Source organism: Janthinobacterium sp. PC23-8 (genome assembly GCF_002250505.1).
GTDB lineage: Bacteria > Pseudomonadota > Gammaproteobacteria > Burkholderiales > Burkholderiaceae_D > Janthinobacterium.
Genome location: NZ_NJGY01000001.1, coordinates 1035743 through 1054263 on the forward strand (window position 1 = coordinate 1035743; position 18521 = coordinate 1054263).

At 63.0% G+C, this 18521-nt stretch carries 15 protein-coding genes; 3 read left to right on the plus strand and 12 right to left on the minus strand.

From position 1 onward, the window contains the following. Positions 1-15: 15 nt before the first annotated feature. The 8 genes from CD932_RS04520 to CD932_RS04555 all read right to left on the minus strand — a co-directional run bounded on the left by CD932_RS04520 (position 16) and on the right by CD932_RS04555 (position 9204). Positions 16-762, minus strand: coding sequence for a flagellar motor protein (locus tag CD932_RS04520; protein WP_094441586.1), 747 nt, complete (start codon positions 760-762; stop codon positions 16-18). Then, positions 744-1475: an RNA polymerase sigma factor FliA gene (locus CD932_RS04525; protein ID WP_094441587.1), complete on the minus strand. Its 732-nt coding sequence runs from the start codon at positions 1473-1475 to the stop codon at positions 744-746. Before CD932_RS04525 ends, CD932_RS04520 begins: the two co-directional genes overlap by 19 nt. 41 nt (positions 1476-1516) lie before the next feature. Then, entirely contained in the window at positions 1517-2389 is an 873-nt protein-coding gene (locus CD932_RS04530) for an antiactivator of flagellar biosynthesis FleN protein (RefSeq protein ID WP_094441588.1), read from the minus strand. Further along, on the minus strand, positions 2382-3686 hold the full coding sequence (gene flhF / locus CD932_RS04535) for a flagellar biosynthesis protein FlhF (protein ID WP_094441589.1): 1305 nt from the start codon (positions 3684-3686) through the stop codon (positions 2382-2384). The genes CD932_RS04530 and flhF overlap by 8 nt, the downstream gene beginning before the upstream one ends. A 303-nt stretch (positions 3687-3989) precedes the next feature. Then, entirely contained in the window at positions 3990-6086 is a 2097-nt protein-coding gene (gene flhA, locus CD932_RS04540; RefSeq protein WP_094441590.1) for a flagellar biosynthesis protein FlhA, read from the minus strand. Further along, complete coding sequence (gene flhB, locus CD932_RS04545) at positions 6083-7276, minus strand: flagellar biosynthesis protein FlhB (protein ID WP_094441591.1); 1194 nt, start codon at positions 7274-7276, stop codon at positions 6083-6085. Before flhB ends, flhA begins: the two co-directional genes overlap by 4 nt. A gap of 139 nt (positions 7277-7415) precedes the next feature. Further along, the gene (locus CD932_RS04550) at positions 7416-8414 is read right to left on the minus strand and encodes a fumarylacetoacetate hydrolase family protein (protein WP_094441592.1); all 999 of its coding nucleotides are present in this window, start codon (positions 8412-8414) and stop codon (positions 7416-7418) included. Positions 8415-8493: 79 nt separating this feature from the next. Then, on the minus strand, positions 8494-9204 hold the full coding sequence (locus tag CD932_RS04555; protein ID WP_094441593.1) for a pseudouridine synthase: 711 nt from the start codon (positions 9202-9204) through the stop codon (positions 8494-8496). A gap of 209 nt (positions 9205-9413) precedes the next feature. On the opposite strand from CD932_RS04555, the gene CD932_RS04560 reads away from it, so the two are divergent. Next, on the plus strand, positions 9414-9776 hold the full coding sequence (locus CD932_RS04560) for a hypothetical protein (RefSeq protein WP_094441594.1): 363 nt from the start codon (positions 9414-9416) through the stop codon (positions 9774-9776). A 323-nt stretch (positions 9777-10099) separates the two neighbouring features. Here CD932_RS04560 and CD932_RS04565 read toward each other — a convergent pair whose 3' ends face one another. The 4 genes from CD932_RS04565 to CD932_RS04580 form a co-directional block, all read right to left on the minus strand. After that, complete coding sequence (locus CD932_RS04565) at positions 10100-11089, minus strand: S49 family peptidase (protein ID WP_094441595.1); 990 nt, start codon at positions 11087-11089, stop codon at positions 10100-10102. A gap of 31 nt (positions 11090-11120) precedes the next feature. Next, positions 11121-11495: a Rieske 2Fe-2S domain-containing protein gene (locus CD932_RS04570; protein WP_094443455.1), complete on the minus strand. Its 375-nt coding sequence runs from the start codon at positions 11493-11495 to the stop codon at positions 11121-11123. Beyond that, on the minus strand, positions 11495-12154 hold the full coding sequence (locus CD932_RS04575) for an HAD-IA family hydrolase (protein ID WP_094441596.1): 660 nt from the start codon (positions 12152-12154) through the stop codon (positions 11495-11497). Before CD932_RS04575 ends, CD932_RS04570 begins: the two co-directional genes overlap by 1 nt. A gap of 106 nt (positions 12155-12260) precedes the next feature. Beyond that, entirely contained in the window at positions 12261-13256 is a 996-nt protein-coding gene (locus CD932_RS04580; RefSeq protein WP_094441597.1) for an RluA family pseudouridine synthase, read from the minus strand. A 681-nt stretch (positions 13257-13937) separates the two neighbouring features. Between CD932_RS04580 and CD932_RS04585 the strand changes: the two genes are divergently transcribed. Then, positions 13938-17072, plus strand: a complete 3135-nt coding sequence (locus tag CD932_RS04585; protein ID WP_094441598.1) for an Rne/Rng family ribonuclease — start codon at positions 13938-13940, stop codon at positions 17070-17072. An 82-nt stretch (positions 17073-17154) separates the two neighbouring features. Beyond that, a complete protein-coding gene (gene chrA, locus CD932_RS04590; RefSeq protein ID WP_094443456.1) occupies positions 17155-18501 on the plus strand; it encodes a chromate efflux transporter in 1347 nt (448 codons plus the stop codon). The last annotated feature ends 20 nt before the right edge of the window (positions 18502-18521 follow it).

Here is an 18521-nt window from a genome sequence, read left to right on the forward strand (position 1 = left end):
ATGGTCAATGCTCGCTCAGTGTTCATGCAACAGGCTGGCCACGCGCTCTTCGATGATGCGCGTATGGTCGCCGGTGGCGATATCGTGGAACACGGCGGCCGTGATTTCATACTGCACCACGCGGCGCGAGACGATGGCTTTCAATTTGTTGGCCACCGGCAGGAACAGCAAGTTGGCCAGGCCCACGCCATAGATGGTCGACACGAACGCGACGGCAATGCCGCCGCCCAGTTTGCTCGGGTCGCTCAGGTTTTCCATCACATGTATCAGGCCCAGCACGGCGCCCAGGATGCCGATGGTCGGCGCATAGCCGGCCGCCGATTCCCAGATTTTCACGGCCTGGCGTTCGGCCAGTTCATAGGCGGAAATTTCCACATCGAGCAGCTGGCGCAGCTTGTCGGGCGCGATGCCGTCGACGATCATGCGCAGGCCCTTGGCGTTGAAATGGTCATCCGTGCTTTCCATCATGCGTTCGAGCGCCAGGGTGCCGTCGCGGCGCGCCGTCAGACTCCACTGGCCAATGTCGCGGCCCAGCTGCGCACGCGTATCAAGCGGCGGAAAAAATACCCAGCGCAGCATTTCCAGCCCGCGCACAAAGGTGCGCAAGCGCGTCTGCAGCAGCACCGCGCCAAAGGTGCCGATCACCACGATGGCAAAGGCGGCCGGCTGCAGCAAGGACGCCATCTTGCCGCCTTCGAGCGCCTGGCCGACCAGCAGGCCCGCCAGCGCCAGCGCCAGCCCGATTACGCTGGACCAGTCCACGCCTGCTCCCTCAAGGTTGCGCGCAGGCGCGCCACGGCCTGGGTGTGGAGCTGCGACACGCGCGACTCGGACACGCCCATTACCGCGCCGATCTCTTTCAGGTTCAGCTCTTCCTCGTAGTACAAGCTCATCAATATCTTTTCGCGCGGCGGCAGCGCATCGATGGCGTCGATCACGGACTGCCGGAAATCGGTGTCGAGCAGCGAGCGCAACGGGTCGCTGTCCTCGTCCACGCAATGGCGGTCGAGGAAGCTGTCATTGCCGTCCGGGTCGTGGAAGTCTTCGTAGTAGACCAACTGGTGGCCGCCGCCCTCGCCCAGCATTTCCTGGTAATCGACGAGCGAGATCTTGAGCAGCTTGGCCACCTCCGATTCGGACGGCGGATGGCCGAGGCGCTGCTGCAGGGTGCTCATCGCCTCTTCGATCTTGCGCATGTTCTGGCGCATGCTGCGCGGCAGCCAGTCGCTGGTGCGCAATTCGTCCAGCATGGCGCCGCGGATACGCAGCACGGCATAGGTTTCGAACTGCGCGCCATGCGTCTCTTCATAGCGGGTGATGGCATCGAGCAGGCCAATCATGCCGGCCTGGATCAGGTCGTCGACCTCGACCGAAGGCGGCAACTTGGCCTTCATGTGGTGCGCCAGGCGCTTTACCAGCGGAATATGCTCCGTCAGCAAATGATCCTTGTTCGATTTCCCTTTGACCGTGTACATAGGCTACTTATTATTATCGTGTGAGGGGTGCTGCAACATCATCAGGCGCTGAAATGGTGCGGGCTCCCCGTCTGGTACAAGGTGGTGCCCAGCACCGGCGCCGCCGAGCGGGCCAGCCTTTCAGCCAGTCCGCGAAACGCCACCGATGCGCCAGCGAGCGGAAACGCATCGATCACACTGCGGCCAAGCCGCGCCGCGCGATGCAGGTATTCGTCGGCCGGAACCGAGCCCATCGACGTCAGTTTCACGGCCAGGTAGCGGCTTGCCGCTTGTGCCATATTATCGTATACCACTTTTGCTTCCGTTTCGGAAGCGCCAGTGACGAGAATGCCGAAAGGACGACGGCCCAGTTCCTGGTTCAGGCGCTTGATCAGGCAGTAGGCAGCCTTGATCGACGTGGCGCTGGTCGAGACCTGCACCACGATATCGGCGCTGGCCATCATCGGTACCGGGAAGCAGGCGCCACCCTGCCCGGCCATGCTCATGTCGCCATCGACCAGCACGATGCCGGCCTGACGCGCCATCACTTCAAAAGTCTTGGCCAGGCGCCGCGCTTCGTCCTCGCTGGCATAACCGGGGCCATCCATCAAGTGGTCGCGCGCGCCCAGGCTGGCCACGCCGAAGCCTTGCGGCACCTGGTGGATCACCTGGTTCAGGCCGCACTGCTGGCGCGCCACGTCGAGCAGGCTGGCGCCATGCGCCAGGCCCAGCCGCGAAGCGACGCCGTCGCCGCTGGTGCTGGCGTCGAGCAGCAGCACTTCATTGCCCGCATGGACCAGGGACGCGCCGAGGTTGACCATCATCGCGCCCTTGTCGTCCTGCGGCGTGGCCGACAGGAACGTCAGTACGCGCGGCTGCACGCCGGCAAGCATGCGGCGCAAGCCTTCGGCCTGGTCGAAATCAAAATTAGCCACCGTGCACCCCGCGCGCTTCGTTGTTGCGGCTGGCGGCCTGGGCCATCAGCAGCGGCAGTTCGTCGTCCGAAAACTGGGTCGCCGCGCTATCGCGCTTGAGCTTGAAAGCGCGGTCGATCAGGTAGCCGCGGTCAGCCAGGTATAAATCTTCCGGCACCCGCTGGCCATTCGACACATAAAACAGATTGAGTTTCTGGCGGATCACCACGTCGAGCACATTGCCGATCGAGGCCGCTTCATCGAGCTTGGTCATGATGCAGCCGGCCAGGCCGCTGCCCTGGTAGGCACGCACCACTTCGTTGAGGGTTTCCTGGGTCGCGGTGGAGTTCAGGCACAGCAGGCGCTTGACGTCGGCGCCGGCGCCCGACAGCATCGCCACCTGCTCCGTCACCATCTGGTCGCGCTGGCTGACGCCGACCGTGTCGATCAGCACCGTATGCTTGTTCTTGAGTTCCTTCAGGGCGATGCGCAGGTCGGCCTCGTCCTTGACCGAATGCACCATCACGCCGAGGATCTTGCCGTAGATGCGCAACTGCTCGTGGGCGCCGATACGATAGGCGTCGGTAGTAATCAGGGCCAGCTTTTCCGGGCCGTGGCGCATCACGCAGCGCGCGGCCAGCTTGGCGGTGCTGGTGGTCTTGCCCACGCCCGTCGGGCCGACCAGGGCGAACACGCCGCCTTGTTCGAGCATCGCGTCTTCGTTGGCCATGGTGTTGAGGTTGCGGCTGAGCACGGTCTTGATCCAGCGCAGGCTTTGCGCACCATCGAGGCCGGCCGGCAGCTTGTCGATCAGGTAGCGCGCCAGGCTGGCCGAAAAACCGGCCGCCAGCATTTCGCGCAGCACCACGGCTTTTTGCGGCTCGCGCTGCTGGGTGGCGCCCCAGGAAATTTCGGCCAGCTGGGTTTCCATCATGCCGCGCATGGCGCGGATTTCATTCATCATGCCGTCGATATCGGCCGTGGCGTGCTTTTTCACATGCGCCAGCGCGCTGGTCATCATCTGCTGCATGCGCGCCAGGTCCAGGCCTTCGGCAGGCGCCGGCGCAGGACGGGGAGCCGGCGCGGACGGGCGCTGCGGCACGGCAAACTGGGTCTGCAACTGCGGGCGCGGCTGCGACATTTCCGAGGCGGCCGGCGGCGAAGCGAGCGAGGCGGCATCGTCATTGGCCAGCGCGAGGATTTCCACCACGCCATCGCCCTGGCGATTCGACAGGATCACGGCGTCCGGGCCGAGCGCTTCACGCACCTTGCGCAGCGCATCGCGCGAGGTCGGCGCGGTAAATTTTTTCACATTCATGACCACACTCCCATGGCTGGCTTGGCGTGTTCCTGGCTGAACTGTGTGACCATCTTCGACTCCTGTTGCGTGAGCGATGCCTCCCAGATGGGACACGGATCACTCGGACAGCCTCCATTATTGGGGATGCGCCAAAGAAATGATAGAAGGAACAGAACCGGAAATGGGCCGTATTTCAATTTGCCGTCAGGAAATTGGCTAATTCACCCCAAAAGCAAGGGCTGGGCTCAGACACGCTCGCCTGCCTGTGCAAGCCTCTGCGTTCGCGGCATTAGGGTCTGACCCCGGTATTAACTTTGCCAACTATTGCGCGCCAACCAGGCTGGTGACGCGAATGGTCTTGGTTTCCGGCACTTCCGCATGCGACAGCACTTTCAGTTGCGGCAAGGCGCGGCGCAGGAAGCGCGACAGCAGCGCGCGCAGCGGCGCCGGCACCAGCAGCACCGGCGTCAAACCCATCGCTTCCTGCTGCTGCGCGGCCAGGCCGGCCTGGTGGGCAATGGTGTCGGCCAGGCCTGGCTCGATGCCGGCGCCGTCGCCGCCAGCGCCCATGGCCTGCATCAGCAGGCGTTCCAGGCGGTTGTCCAGCGTCATTACCGACAATTCGGCGGCGCCCGGGAACAACTGCTGCACGATGGCCCGGCCCAGCGACACGCGCACCAGGGCGGTCAGGTCGGTCGGGTCCTGCGTGTGCACCGTGTGCTCGGCCAGGGTTTCGATAATCGTGCGCATGTCGCGGATATGCACGCCTTCCATCAACAGGTTCTGCAGCACTTTTTGCAGGGTCGACAGCGACAGCATCTTCGGCACCAGGTCTTCCACCAGGCGCGGCGCATCCTTGCCCAGGTGGTCGAGCAGCGATTGCACTTCGGCGCGGCCGAGCAATTCGGAAGCATGCGAGGTGATCAGGTGATTCAGGTGGGTCGCCACCACGGTGCCCGCGTCGACCACCGTATAGCCCATCGATTGGGCCTGGTCGCGCAGGGCGCCGTCGATCCAGGTGGCCGGCAGGCCGAAAGCCGGGTCGGTGGTCGCCACGCCGGGCAGGCTGCCGCTGGCCATGCCGGGATTGATCGCCAGGAACTGGCCATTGAAGGCTTCGCCCACGCCCACTTCCACGCCCTTGAGCGTGATGCGGTAGGCGGAAGGCTTCAGTTCCAGGTTGTCGCGGATATGCACGGGCGGCGCAAGAAAGCCGACTTCCTGGGCGAATTTCTTGCGGATGCCTTTGATACGCTTGAGCAATTCGCCGCCCTGCGACTTGTCGACCAGCGGGATCAGGCGGTAGCCCACTTCGAGGCCCAGGGTGTCGACCGGCATGATGTCCTGCCAGCTCGCTTCTTCCTGTTCCGGCGCCACGGTGGCCTGTGGCGCCTCGGCCGGCGCTTGCGCGTCGGCTTTCTTCTTCTGCGCCGCCTTGGTGATCATATAGGCCGAGCCACCGAGGGCGCCGGCCAGCAGCAGGAACACCATGTTCGGCATGCCGGGTATCAGACCCATGCCGCCGATAATGCCGGCGGTGATATACAGCACTTGTGGCTTGGCAAACAGCTGGCCCACCAGCTGGGTGCCGATGTCCTGGTCGCTGGCCACGCGCGAGACGACGATACCGGCCGCGGTGGAAATGATCAGCGATGGAATCTGCGCCACCAGGCCGTCACCGATGGCCAGCAAGGTGTAGTTCTTCAGCGCGTCGGCAAAGCCCATGTCATGCTGGATCAGGCCGACCAGCAGGCCGCCGACAATATTGATCACGGTGACCATGATGCCGGCAACGGCGTCGCCGCGCACGTATTTGCTGGCGCCGTCCATGGCGCCGTAGAATTCCGCTTCCTGCGCCACTTCCGTGCGGCGGCGGCGCGCTTCGTCCTCGACGATCAGGCCGGCGTTCAGGTCGGCGTCGATCGCCATCTGTTTGCCGGGCATGGCGTCGAGGGCAAAGCGGGCGCCCACTTCGGCGATACGGCCGGCGCCCTTGGTGACGACGGTAAAGTTAATGATGGTCAGGATGATAAACACCACGATACCGACCGTATAGTTGCCACCAATCAGGAAGTGGCCGAAGGCCTCGATCACTTTACCGGCCGCGTCCGCCCCTGTATGGCCTTCGGTCAGCACCACGCGCGTCGACGCCACGTTCAGCGACAGGCGCAGCATGGTCGACACCAGCAGAATCGTCGGGAAAGCCATGAAGTCGAGCGGCTTGACGGTATACAAGGCCGTCAGCAGCACGATGATGGACAGCGCGATATTGAAGCTGAAAAAGATATCGAGGATAAACGCCGGCAACGGCAGCACCATCATCGACAACAGCATGATGATGATGATCGGCGCGGCCATGCCCTTGCTGGCATTGCCGTTCATGCCGCTCAGCCAGGCTGGCATTCTCAAGCCGTTCATGGTGTACTTCCTTTATTGTTCTTGTCCGCGTCTGGCGCGGGCTTGATCTGCGAAGCGGGGTGGTGCGGATCGAGTTCGGGTGGCACGTCGAGCTTTTTCGGTTTGTCCGGGCGCTGGCCCTGGCCCTTGCCATAGCTGCGCAACTGGAACACATAGGCCAGCACTTCGGCCACCGCGCCATACAGCGCTTCGGGAATCTCGTCGCCGATCTCGGTGTGCTTGTACAGCGCACGGGCCAGGGCCGGCGCCTCCAGGATGGCGACCTTGTGTTCGCCAGCCAGTTCGCGGATCTTCGCCGCCACCTCATCGGCGCCCTTGGCCACCACCTGCGGCGCGCCGCGCGAGTTCTCGCCGTATTTCAGCGCCACCGCATAGTGCGTCGGATTGGTCACCACCACGTCGGCGGTCGGCACATCGGCCATCATGCGGCGCTTCGACATCTCGTGCTGCAACTGGCGGATCTTCTGCTTGACCTGCGGATTGCCGTCCGATTCCTTGGCTTCCTGCTTGACTTCCTGCAGGGTCATTTTCATCTTGTTGGCGTAATGCCACATCTGGTACGGGCCGTCGATGGCAGCGATCAGGCCCAGCGCGCCGACGATAAACAGAAACGCGCTGATCAACAGGCTGATCATGTGAGCCGAGCCGGCGCGCAGCGCTTCGACCGACAGGCCCAGCACGGCATCCTTGTGATGCTGCATCACCAGCCAGGCGACAAACCCGACCACCAGGGTCTTGGCCAGCGCCTTGAGCAATTCGACCAGGGCGTTCTTCGACACCATGTTGCCCAGGCCGCGTATCGGGTTGAGCTTGCCGAAATTGGGCGTAAATGCTTTTGAGCTGAACAGCCAGCCGCCAACGAGCAGCGGCGAGGCCAGCGCCACCACCATGATCGCCACCGCATACGGCAGACACGTCAGCAGCACGGAAGTCACATCGTTGGCGACGCGCAAAATCATCAGGTTCGGATTGAGGATCTGTTCCCGGTCCAGTGTCAGGCCGGACACCATCACGGCCGTCAGCCGGCGCACGATGGCGTCGCCGGCAAACCACAGGCAGCAACCCGACGCCATCAGCACCGTGAACGTCGCCACTTCGCGCGATCGCGGAACGTCGCCTTCCTCACGCGCCTGCTCGAGGCGCTTCGGTGACGCCGATTCGGTCTTTTCTGCGTCGCTGTCGTCCGACATCAATCAACTCCGGTGAAGTCCTGCGGCCGGCACTGGCGCATGATGGACTGAACAAGCCGTATTATTGCCGTTCGCACAGGATGTCCATGCAGCGAACAGGGGCATAAATCCCCTGCATTTCGAGTTGCCGATAGAAAACTCAACGCGCGCGCCGGGTGTCGGCCTGTTTCAGCGCCTGTTCGATGGCGCCAAACAGCGATTTGCCGTCGTCTCCCAGCATGTCGATGCGCACCGTGTCGCCGAACAACATGTAGGGCGTGCTGATAACGCCATCGGCATGCAATTCCTGGCATCGTCGCTCAACGATGCTGGAAAAGCCTTTTTTGACTTCCTTGTTGGCGACACCGCCGGCGCTGAGCACGCTGCCGGCGCGGGCCGGACGCGTCTGGCACAGGTGGGCCAGCAATTGCGGATAATTGAAGGCCATGTCGGCGCCGGCGTGCGGCTGTCCCGTCAACTTGCCGTTCAGGCTGCAGCGTATCGGCAAATGCACCTTGCCGCCACGCCAGGCATCACCGAGCTCGTCCGGCGTAATCGCCACCGGCGAACAGGCCATGGCCGGTTTGGCTTGCACCAGTCCATAGCCGCTGGCCTGTTCCGCCGGCTGCAGGTTGCGCAAGCTGATGTCGTTGACCAGCATCAGCAGCTTGATGTTCAGGTGCGCCTGGTCGGCCGTCGCGCCCAGCGCCACGTCGTCGGTGATGACGGCCACCCCCGCTTCGTAGTCGATGCCCCACTGTTCGTAGGCCAGTTCGATCGCATCCTGGGCACCCAGGAACGTGTCGCTGGCGCCCTGGACCAGGCGGGGTGCCTCGCGCAGGTCGCCGGGGATGTCCTGGCCGGCCGCCTTGCAGGCGCGCTCGATCCGCTGCAAATAGGCCGCACCCGCCACCCGCTGGCTGCTGCGCGGCAAGGGCGCCATGCAGTTGGCCGGGTCGAAGTCGAACGCGCGGTGGCCGCGGCCGCTGTTGATGGTCTGGTACAGCAGGTCGAGCTGGGGCGCGATAAAGGTCCAGTCGTCGAGCGCTTTTTGCAAGGTCGGTGCGATGCCATCGGCCAGGTGCGCCGTTTTCAGGTCGCGCGAAACGACAGCCAGCTGGCCATCGCGCGTGCCGTCCTTCAGTGTTGCTAATTTCATGTAAGGAAAACTTTGTCAGATACGGGCAAAAGACGCCCAACAGCCGGGCACACCCGGCTTTGCGGCGCATCAGGGTGGCTCAGGCCAGCAGGGCCAGTTGCTCCGGCGTCAGGTAGCACCATTCGCCTTCTTCGATGCCCAGGGACTCCAGGGTCAGGCTGCCGATGGCGCTGCGGTGCAGCGCCGTGCAATGGTTGCCGGCGGCGGCCAGCATGCGCTTGACCTGGTGGTATTTTCCTTGCTCGAGCACGATTTCCAGCTGGTGCTCGCCGCGCTTGACGCAGACCAGGGCCGCCAGCGGCGCCGGCTCATCGTGCAGTTGCACGCCGGCCAGCAACAAGGCCACCAGTTCATCGGTGACGGGTTCCTGGGTAGTGGCCTGGTAAATCTTCGGCACGTGGCGCTTCGGCGACGATTGTGCATGGATAAACGCGCCGTCGTCGGAGATCAGCAGCATGCCGGTGGTATCGTGGTCGAGCCGGCCGACCGGCTGCACTTCGCGCCAGGTAAATTGTTCCGGCAGCAAGGTCAGCACGCCCGGATGGTGGCTCGGTTTGCGCGAGCACTCGAAATTGGCCGGCTTGTACAAGGCCAGGTACACGTGCTGGCGGTAGGCCCACTCTTCGTCAAACACGTGCAGCACCAGGCCATCGGTCTCCACCGTGGTGCGGTAATTGGTCTGGGTCACGCCGTCGATGACGACCTCGCCATCGTCGATCAGCGAACGGCAGTACTTGCGGGTGCCAAAACCCTGCGATTGCAGGATGCGGTCTAGGGATAGTTTGCTCATGGGCGTGACTTTAACAGATGCGGCCTATGGCGTGAAGACGAGGCTCGCGCACAAATATGGCGAAGTACAATGACTGTTTTTCGTTCAGGCAATGGCTTTTTTTGAGATATGTCAAACAGCAAGAAAAACGCATTGCTAAACTGAAACCTCATTAGGAATTCGCCTAATGCACTTTAGGAATTAAGGCAGTAACCGAGAAGGATATTCAGATGACACCGACAGACACCATCGCCCTGGAGGGCAGTATCACTCAGATGCGCACCAGTCTCGCCATCGCACAGGGCGCCATGCATCACGTGCGACTGAGCGTGGCGCGCTGGCGCGGCGACGTCGCGGCAAGCAAGCCGGAGCATGCAAATTGTCCGGCCATGGCACCCAGCCAGAGCGCCTGGCATGCCGCCGCACAGCGCCATTTCCTGTGCTGGCTGGCCGCTGGCGGCTTTGCCCAGTCCAGCGAGGAAGCGCAATGCCCCGGCCCCGCCAGCCAGGCCACCGCGTCGCACGGCGCAACGGATACCAAGGCACAGGAGCAGGGGCTGCCCGCCGCTTGCTGCCATAACTGTACCGCCTGAGCTCAGCGCGATATCATGCCCAAACCCCGCATATCCGCCCAAGTCACGCAGCATCACCATTATTACAGAGCAAAAGGAAACGGCGGCATTGCGCCGCCGCTCCCAAGTCCCATCGGGACTTTAGTGAGGAATATAAATTCACTCAAAACCGCATCGTCGATACGGCAAGTAGTTCCAAGACATACAGATCAAGTTCGCACTGACTACATTGTTGTTGATGTATATCACCCTCCCTTGAGAAGAACTACTGTTTCAATATACCCCATGCGGCAAGATTTTCAAGGTCAAATGCCCGGGTATTGAAAATTTTTCTCTGCCAGCCCTTAGCGCAGCGACGGCTGGGCTTGCTGCACGGCCGCCTTGATGGCGCCCGCCCCCATCGCAGCGCCGAATTTCTTCAGCACCCGCTCCGGCAGGCCTTCGTGCTGCGTGTAGTCGACGATATCTTCGGCCTTGACGATATCGCGCGCCACGCTGTCGACGGTGCCGAAGTCGTCGGCCAGGCCCATCTGCACGGCGCGCGCGCCGGTCCAGTACAGGCCGGAAAACATGTCCGGCGTTTCCTTCAGGCGCTTGCCGCGTCCGGCACGCACCACCTCGATGAATTGCTGGTGGATTTCATTGAGCATGCCCTGGGCGTGCGCCTTGTGCTTCTCGTTCAGCGGGCTGAACGGGTCCATGAAGCCCTTGTTCTCGCCGGCCGTCAGCAGGCGGCGCTCGACGCCGACTTTTTCCATCGTGCCGGTAAAGCCGAAGCCATCCATCAGCACGCCGATCGAGCCGACCACGCTGGCCTTGTTGACATAGATACGGTCGGCTGCGGCAGCGATGTAATAGCCGCCCGAAGCGCACATTTCATCGACCACCACATACAGAGGCTTGTCGGGATAGCCCTTGCGCAGGCGCAGCATTTCATCGACGATCATGCCGGCCTGCACCGGGCTGCCGCCAGGGCTGTTGATGTGCAGCACCACCGCCACCGAGCCGCTGTCGGAAAACGCCTTGTCCAGCGCCGGGATCACGACGGCGGCCGAACCGCTGCCTTCGGACTCGATGGTGCCGCTGATATCGATCAGCGCCGTATGCCGGCCCAGGGTTTCCGTATCGCCCATATTGTTGTAGTCATAAAACACCCACAGCGCGAACAGCACGATCAGCAGGCTGAAGATTTTGAAGAAGATGCTCCAGCGCCGGTGCGCGCGCTGCTCTTGCACGGTGGCAAACACGAGCTTTTCCAGCACCGTGCGCTCCCATTGACTGTTGCCAGCGCCAGCTGGCAGGCCAGCCGGCTTGTCATTGATGTTATCGCTCATGATTCACTTTATTAAATGGCCGCGCCCGACCCTATGCCTCGCGCGGCGTGACGTAATCGTCACTGTGCCAGTACAACTGCCCTTCACGTTCGGCAACCGCGATCGGCCGCAAACGGCCGCCCTTGCACGGACCGCCCGCGCACAAGCCGCTGTCCGGCACATAGATGGCGCCATGCGTCGAACACATCAGATACAAGCCGCTCGATTCGAAAAACTCGCCTTCGGCCCAGTCCAGCTCGATCGGTACATGGGCGCAGCGGTTCAGGTAGCCATACGGCTTGCCATCGTAGCGCACCACGAAGCCGGTGGTCGCTTCGCCGCCGGCCAGCACGGGAAAGCGCACGCCCTTGCCGCCTTCGGTAACGGCGTCGGCGGCGCAGATCGGGGTTTCTTGTACGCCAGCCATCATGCGTGCTCGCTCAACCATTGATGCAGCTGCGCCACGTTCGCCGCCGAATACAGGGGTTTGCATTCCTGCAACTGCGACACGGGATGGGCGCCATATTCGACGGCAATGCCGGCCGCGCCCGCATTGTTCGCCATCAGCAGGTCGTGGGTGGTGTCACCGATCATCACGGTGCGGCGCATGTCCTGGCCCAGCTCGCGCGTCAGTTCCTGCAGCATGGCCGGATGCGGCTTGGAGAAGGTTTCATCAGCGCAACGCGTGGCATCGAACAGCGACAGCAACTTGACGGCGTTCAGGGCGCGGTTCAGGCCGACGCGGCTCTTGCCGGTGGCCACGGCCAGGAAGTAACCGTTTTGCGACAGGTCGAGCAGCATTTCCTGCACCCCGTCAAACAGCACCAGCTCATGGTCGCGCGACAGATAATGATAGCGGTAGCGTTCGACCATGCGCGCGTGGTGTTTGGCCTCGACGCCAGGCATCACGACCCGCATCGCCTCCTGCAAACCCAGTCCGATCACGTGCGAGGCCAACAGGTCAGTCGGCACCGGCAAGTGCAAGTCCCTGGCCGCCGCCTGGATGCAGCGGACGATGGTCGAGGTGCTGTCCATCAAAGTACCGTCCCAATCGAAGACGATCAGATCAAATTGCTTTCTTGCCATTTTTCCCGACGATTCAGCCGCCGGCTCCTTGAGTGGTAAAAGTTGACCGCTGACGACCTCGTGAGTCGTCCGGCGGTACCTGACGTACCGACGATGCCGAAGATACTTAACGCGTGGCAACAGCGAGTGGTTTGCCCAAGCTTACCAAGAAACGCTCGCACTCGGCGGCCAACGGTGCGTTCAGGGTCATCGTCTTGCCCGTTTCAGGATGGACGAAGGTGATCTGGTGCGCGTGCAGGAACATGCGCTTCAGGGCGCCGCGCGTGGCGTCGGCTTTCAACAGCGCGCGGTTGAGGGCGAAATCGCCGTATTTGTCGTCACCGGCGATGGCAAAGCCCGACGAAGACAGATGCACGCGGATCTGGTGGGTGCGGCCGGTTTTCAGCTCCGCTTCCAGCAGCGCGAAGTTGTGATATTTATGCAACAAGGAAAACACCGTGTGCGAGGCCAGGCCATCGGCCTGCACCGCCACCCGGCGCTCGCCCTCGGCCGTCGTATATTTGTGCAGCGGCAGCTTGATATGCTGGCGCGCATTTTTCCAGTCGCCCGCCACCAGCACCAGGTAGCGCTTGTCGGTCACGCCGTCGCGCATCTGCTCGTGCAGGTTGGTCAGCGCCGAGCGCTTTTTCGCCAGCAACAGCAAACCCGAGGTGTCGCGGTCCAGCCGGTGCACCAGTTCCAGGAACTTGGCGTCCGGCCGCGACGCCCGCAATTGCTCGATCACGCCGAACGACACGCCCGAGCCGCCATGCACGGCCACGCCGGCCGGCTTGTCGATCACCAGCATGTGCGCATCTTCGAAGATGATCTTGAACTCGGCGGCCGGCGCGCCGGTGGCCGCTTTTTCGGCCACGCGCACCGGTGGTATGCGTACCACGTCGCCTTCGGCCAGCCGGTACAGCTGGTCGATACGGCCTTTGTTGACCCGCACTTCTCCCGAGCGCAAAATCCGGTAGATGTGGCTTTTAGGCACGCCCTTGCAAACTCTTAACAAGTAGTTATCAATGCGCTGACCTGCTTCTTCTTCAGCGATGGTGACGAATTGGGCTTGCGGCTGAACCGGGGGTGTTGAAGGGGGAACAACATCATTTTGACTCTTCATTTACTATGTCTTCCCAGAAATCTCTCTAAGTCCTTCATTTTGAATATATAATTGTTTTTGCTGCGGCCCTGGCTGCTGCTGGTGTAAGAATAAAAGCACATTTTACACAGGGGCGTCTCCACCGGCCTCGCCAAATTGCAAATTCGGTGGAAAAAAATCGTATACGCACCACCCTCGCGCCCATCAAGGTTGCACCGTAGTTGTAATCGGATAAGCGTGAGGATGCTGAAGAGAGTGATCTGGATTAAAAGGATAAGTACCCGTTAGCGCGACTTATCGAGTCGGGCTCGCGGGTTGATGAAGTTGATAACGCTTGCCGTTTTCGCCAAACCCCGTATGAAGCCACACTATTGAGGGTTGTCGATGAATAGGCTGAGGCCAAGCCTCGCCATCGCGATTCCAGTAGGTGAGCCGGCTTACGCTTTGGCTCTGAATTTGCTGACCGCCTGCATTCTCTGCTCCCGTAATAACCGGGCTGCATCAGATGAGTGCAAGTGTCATGTCACTCGGCATGTCGATCGACCTCATGCGCCCCGTTGCGGCCGTAACGTAATTACGTTGTTGCTCCGCACGCCAAGGCATTCCCCCCGCCAACACTCCCGTTCTCGCGTATATCCCTGTACTTTCGCCGCTTCCCAGGAAGCGGCTTTGAGATGGCCCACGGGTCGCGGAGTTATAAAAATGAAACGCATGTTGTTTAATGCCACGCAGCAAGAAGAACTGCGCGTAGCGATTGTCGACGGACAAAAGCTGATCGACATCGATATCGAGACAGCCGGGCGCGAACAGCGCAAATCGAATATCTACAAGGGCGTGATCACGCGCATCGAGCCTTCGCTCGAAGCGTGCTTCGTCAGCTACGGCGAAGACCGCCACGGCTTCCTGCCGTTCAAGGAAGTGGCCCGCACTTACTTCCGTGAAGGCGTCGACGTGCGTAACGCGTCCGTCAAGGAAGCGCTGCGCGAAGGCCAGGAAATCATGGTCCAGGTCGAAAAGGAAGAGCGCGGCAACAAGGGCGCCGCCCTGACCTCGTTCGTCTCGCTGGCCGGCCGCTACCTGGTCTTGATGCCGAACAACCCGCGCGGTGGCGGTGTCTCGCGCCGCGTCGAAGGCGAAGAGCGCCAGGAATTGCGCGAAACCATGGACAAGCTGGACCTGCCGGCAGGCATGTCCGTGATTGCCCGCACCGCCGGCATCGGCCGCAACGTCGATGAACTGCAGTGGGACCTGAATTACCTGATGCAACTGTGGCGTGCCATCGAAGGCGCCGGCAAGTCGGCCAATGGCGCCTTCCTGATCTACCAGGAATCGTCGCTGGTGATCCGCGCCATTCGCGACTACTTCCAGCCCGATATCGGCGAGATCCTGATCGATACCGACGAGATCTACGACCAGGCCCACCAGTTCATGAGCCACGTGATGCCCGACATGGTGCATCGCGTCAAACGCTACAGCGACGACGTGCCGCTGTTTTCGCGCTTCCAGATCGAACACCAGATCGAAACGGCCTACAGCCGCACCGTGCCGCTGCCATCGGGCGGCGCCATCGTGATCGACCACACCGAAGCGCTGGTCTCGGTCGACGTCAACTCGGCGCGCGCCACGCGCGGCTCCGACATCGAAACCACAGCGTTTAACACCAACTGCGAAGCGGCCGAAGAAGTGGCCCGCCAGCTGCGCCTGCGCGACCTGGGCGGGCTGATCGTGATCGACTTCATCGACATGGAAGTGGCCAAGAACCAGCGCGAAGTGGAACAACGCCTCAAGGATGCGCTGCACCATGACCGCGCCCGTGTCCAGATGGGCAAGATCTCGCGCTTCGGCCTGATGGAATTGTCGCGCCAGCGCCTGCGCCCTTCGCTGTCCGAAGGCTCGCACGTGACCTGCCCGCGCTGCTCGGGCACCGGCCATATCCGCGATACCGAATCGTCCGCCCTGCAGGTGCTGCGCATCATCCAGGAAGAGGCGATGAAGGAAAACTCGGCCACCATCCACGTGCAGGTGCCGGTGGACGTGGGTGCCTTCCTGCTCAACGAAAAGCGCGGCGAAGTACTGAAAATCGAGAACCGCCACCGCATCGCCGTGATCCTGATCCCGAACAAGCATCTGGAAACGCCGCACTACAAACTGGAACGCATCAAGCACGACGATCCGCGTCTGGAAGACAGCCAGGCCAGCTACAACCTGGCCGAAAGCGCCGAAACCGACATGGCCTACAGCAAGCGCCAGAAGGAAGAAGCCAAGCCGCGCCAGGAAGCCGTCGTCAAGACGATCACCCCTGACCAGCCAGCACCGATGGTGGAGCGCAAACCGGTGGAAGTCAAACCGGCGCCCGTCATTGCTCCGCCTGCGCCGCAAGGTTTCTGGGCCAAGGTCGTCAGTTTCTTCAACGGCCCGCAGGCACCGGTGGCAAGCGCCCCCGCACCGGTGGTACCGGCGAAACCGACCGGCACGCCGGACCGTGGCGACCGCAACAGCCGTGGCCCGCGTGGCCGCGGCCGCAATGGCAAGCCGGGCCGCGAGGAACGCGAACCGGGCCAGATCCGTCCGGTAGCGGACGAGGCGGCAGCCGAAGCACTGGAAAAAGCCGCGCGTCCGCCACGCCAGCCCCGTCCGCCACGCGAACCGCGTGAAGCCGGCGAGCTGACAACAGCGGTGCCACGCGAACGCACGGAACGCGGCGAGCGTCCTGAGCGCGCCGAGCGGCCAGAACGTGCAGACCGTGCCGAGCGTCCGCCACGCCAGCCGCGTGAAGCGCGCGAACCGCGCGCCGACAAGCCAGTCACTACCGAAGTGAAAGCCGAGTTCAAGCCAGACGTCAAGGTAGAGTTCAAGGCCGAGGAATTGGCCGCCGTGGGCGCGATTGCCACGCCGGTCAACCTGATCGCACCGGCGACGGGTGCCGTCAACGGTCCGGAGACCGACGCGCCAGCCCTGACCAGCCTGGTCAAGGCGCCGGTGAATGCCGGCCCTGAAGGCGACGACAGCGATGTCGAAGGCGAAGGCGAAGAACCGCGCCGCCGCCGTCGTCGTGGCGGCCGCAACCGCAACCGCCGCGACCGCGAAACGGGCGAGCTGATCGAATCGGCAAACGGCGAGAACGATGGCCAGGAAACGCCGGCCGTCAGCTTTACGGTCGCTCCCGCCGATGACGTGGCGCCCGCCGCCATCGTGACGACCGCTGCCGTGGTAACGGAAGTGATCGATGTGGCTGAAGTGGTGCCGGTGACGCCCGTGGCCGTCGAAGCGGCGCCAGTAGCGGTCGCTGAAGTTGTCGCCGAGGCTGCCCCCGCAGCCGCTGAACCAGCCCCCGCGCCAGCCGAAGTGATCGTGCCGCCAGCGCCGGTGGAAGCCATCGTTGCTGCAGCGCAAGCTGAGCCAGCCGCAGCGGAACCTGCGCCAGCGGCCGAGTACAGCTTTGCTGAAAAAGCGGTGCAAGCACCAGCGCCAGCGCCTGCCGAAGCGCTTGCCGAAGCGCCTGCCGTGGTCGAGGCGGCAGTCGAGATTGCTGCCGAGCCTGCTCCTGTAGCGGCAGCGGCGCCAGTGGCCGCGCCTGTCGCCGAAGCGGTGGCGGAAGTGGCGGAAATCGCCGCTCCTGCTCCTGCGCCTGCCGCCGCCGTGGCAGCGCCGCTGGACCTCAGCGCCGTACTCGGTTCTGCCGGTTTGACCCTGGCCGCCACCGATCCGGAAAAACTGCGCCTGGCGCGCGAAGCGGCCGCCAAGGCCGTCGCTCCGGTGCGCAAGCCGCGCGAACGCAAGCCATTGCCGCCGCAGTCGGATGAGCCGTTGATTCAGGTCAACACGCAGCGTCCATAAGCGCGGCGGGTTCGCCCAGCGCAGACCATGAAAGGGGAAGCTCAGGCTTCCCCTTTTTTTATATCCCTTGCCTTTGCCAACCATGCACGAGAACGCCATAGCCGCCATCCCTGCCCCCGAGCCTGTCAGCCTGCGCAGCGCCTTCTGGTACTGGCTCAAGCTGGGTTGCGTCAGCTTTGGCGGCCCGGCCGGGCAGATCGCCATGATGCATGCGGAACTGGTGGAAAAGCGGCGCTGGATTTCCGAGCAGCGCTTTCTGCATGCGCTCAATTACTGCATGCTGCTGCCGGGCCCGGAAGCGACCCAGCTGGCCATCTATATCGGCTGGCTGATGCACCGCACGCGCGGCGGACTCGTGGCCGGTCTGCTGTTTTTGTTGCCGTCCTTGCTGCTGCTGATCATGCTGTCGTGGATCTACATGGCCTACGGGCATGTCAGCGCAATTGCCGGCGTACTGTACGGTGTCAAGCCGGCCGTCGTCGCGCTGGTGCTGGCGGCCGCCTGGCGGCTGGGGCGGCGCACCTTGCGCACGCCCGGCCTGCAGCTGATCGCCTTGCTCGCGCTGCTGGCCCTGGCCGTGTTCCAGCTGCCGTTTCCGCTGATCGTGCTGGGCGCCGCCGTGCTGGGCGCGGCAGGAGGCTATCTGCTGCCGAAGCAGTTCCATACCGGCAGCGCCAGGCATGGCGGCAAACAAAACCATGGACCGGCCCTGATCGACGACCATACTCCCAGCCCAGTCCACGCGCGCTTCGGCTGGCCGCGCTTGTTGATGACGTCCCTGCTGGGCCTGCTGATGATCGTGCTGTCCTGGCTGCTGCTGGCCTGGCTCGGTGGACGCGGGCAGCCGCTGGCGCAGATGGCGGTATTTTTCAGCAAGGCCGCGCTGCTGACCTTTGGCGGCGCCTACGCCGTGCTGCCGTACCTGCACCAGGGCGCCGTCGACCACTATCATTGGCTCAGCAGCGCACAAATGATGGACGGCCTGGCGCTGGGCGAAACCACGCCCGGCCCGTTGATCATGATCGTCGCCTTTATCGGCTTTGTCGGCGCCTGGGGCCAGTCCCTGTTCGGCGACCAGTTGTGGCTGGCGGGCCTATGCGGCGCGCTGGTGACGGCCTGGTTCACCTTCCTGCCGTCCTTTGTTTTCATTTTTGCCGGCGCGCCGCTGGTGGAAGCGACGCGCGGCAATCTGCACCTCGACGCGCCGTTGAACGCCGTCTCGGCGGCCGTGGTCGGCGTGATCGCCAGCCTGGCGCTGTTCTTCGCCCAGCATGTGTTCCGGCTGGAACTGGCGCTGCCGCACTGGGACTGGCTGGCGATCGCCATCGCCGTGACGGCCAGCGTGGCGCTGATCAACTATCAGGTCGGCACCATCAAATTGCTGCTCGCCTGTGCCATCTTCGGCCTCGTGCTATCGTATCTGCCTTGAACGACTAAAGGCCGTGGCAA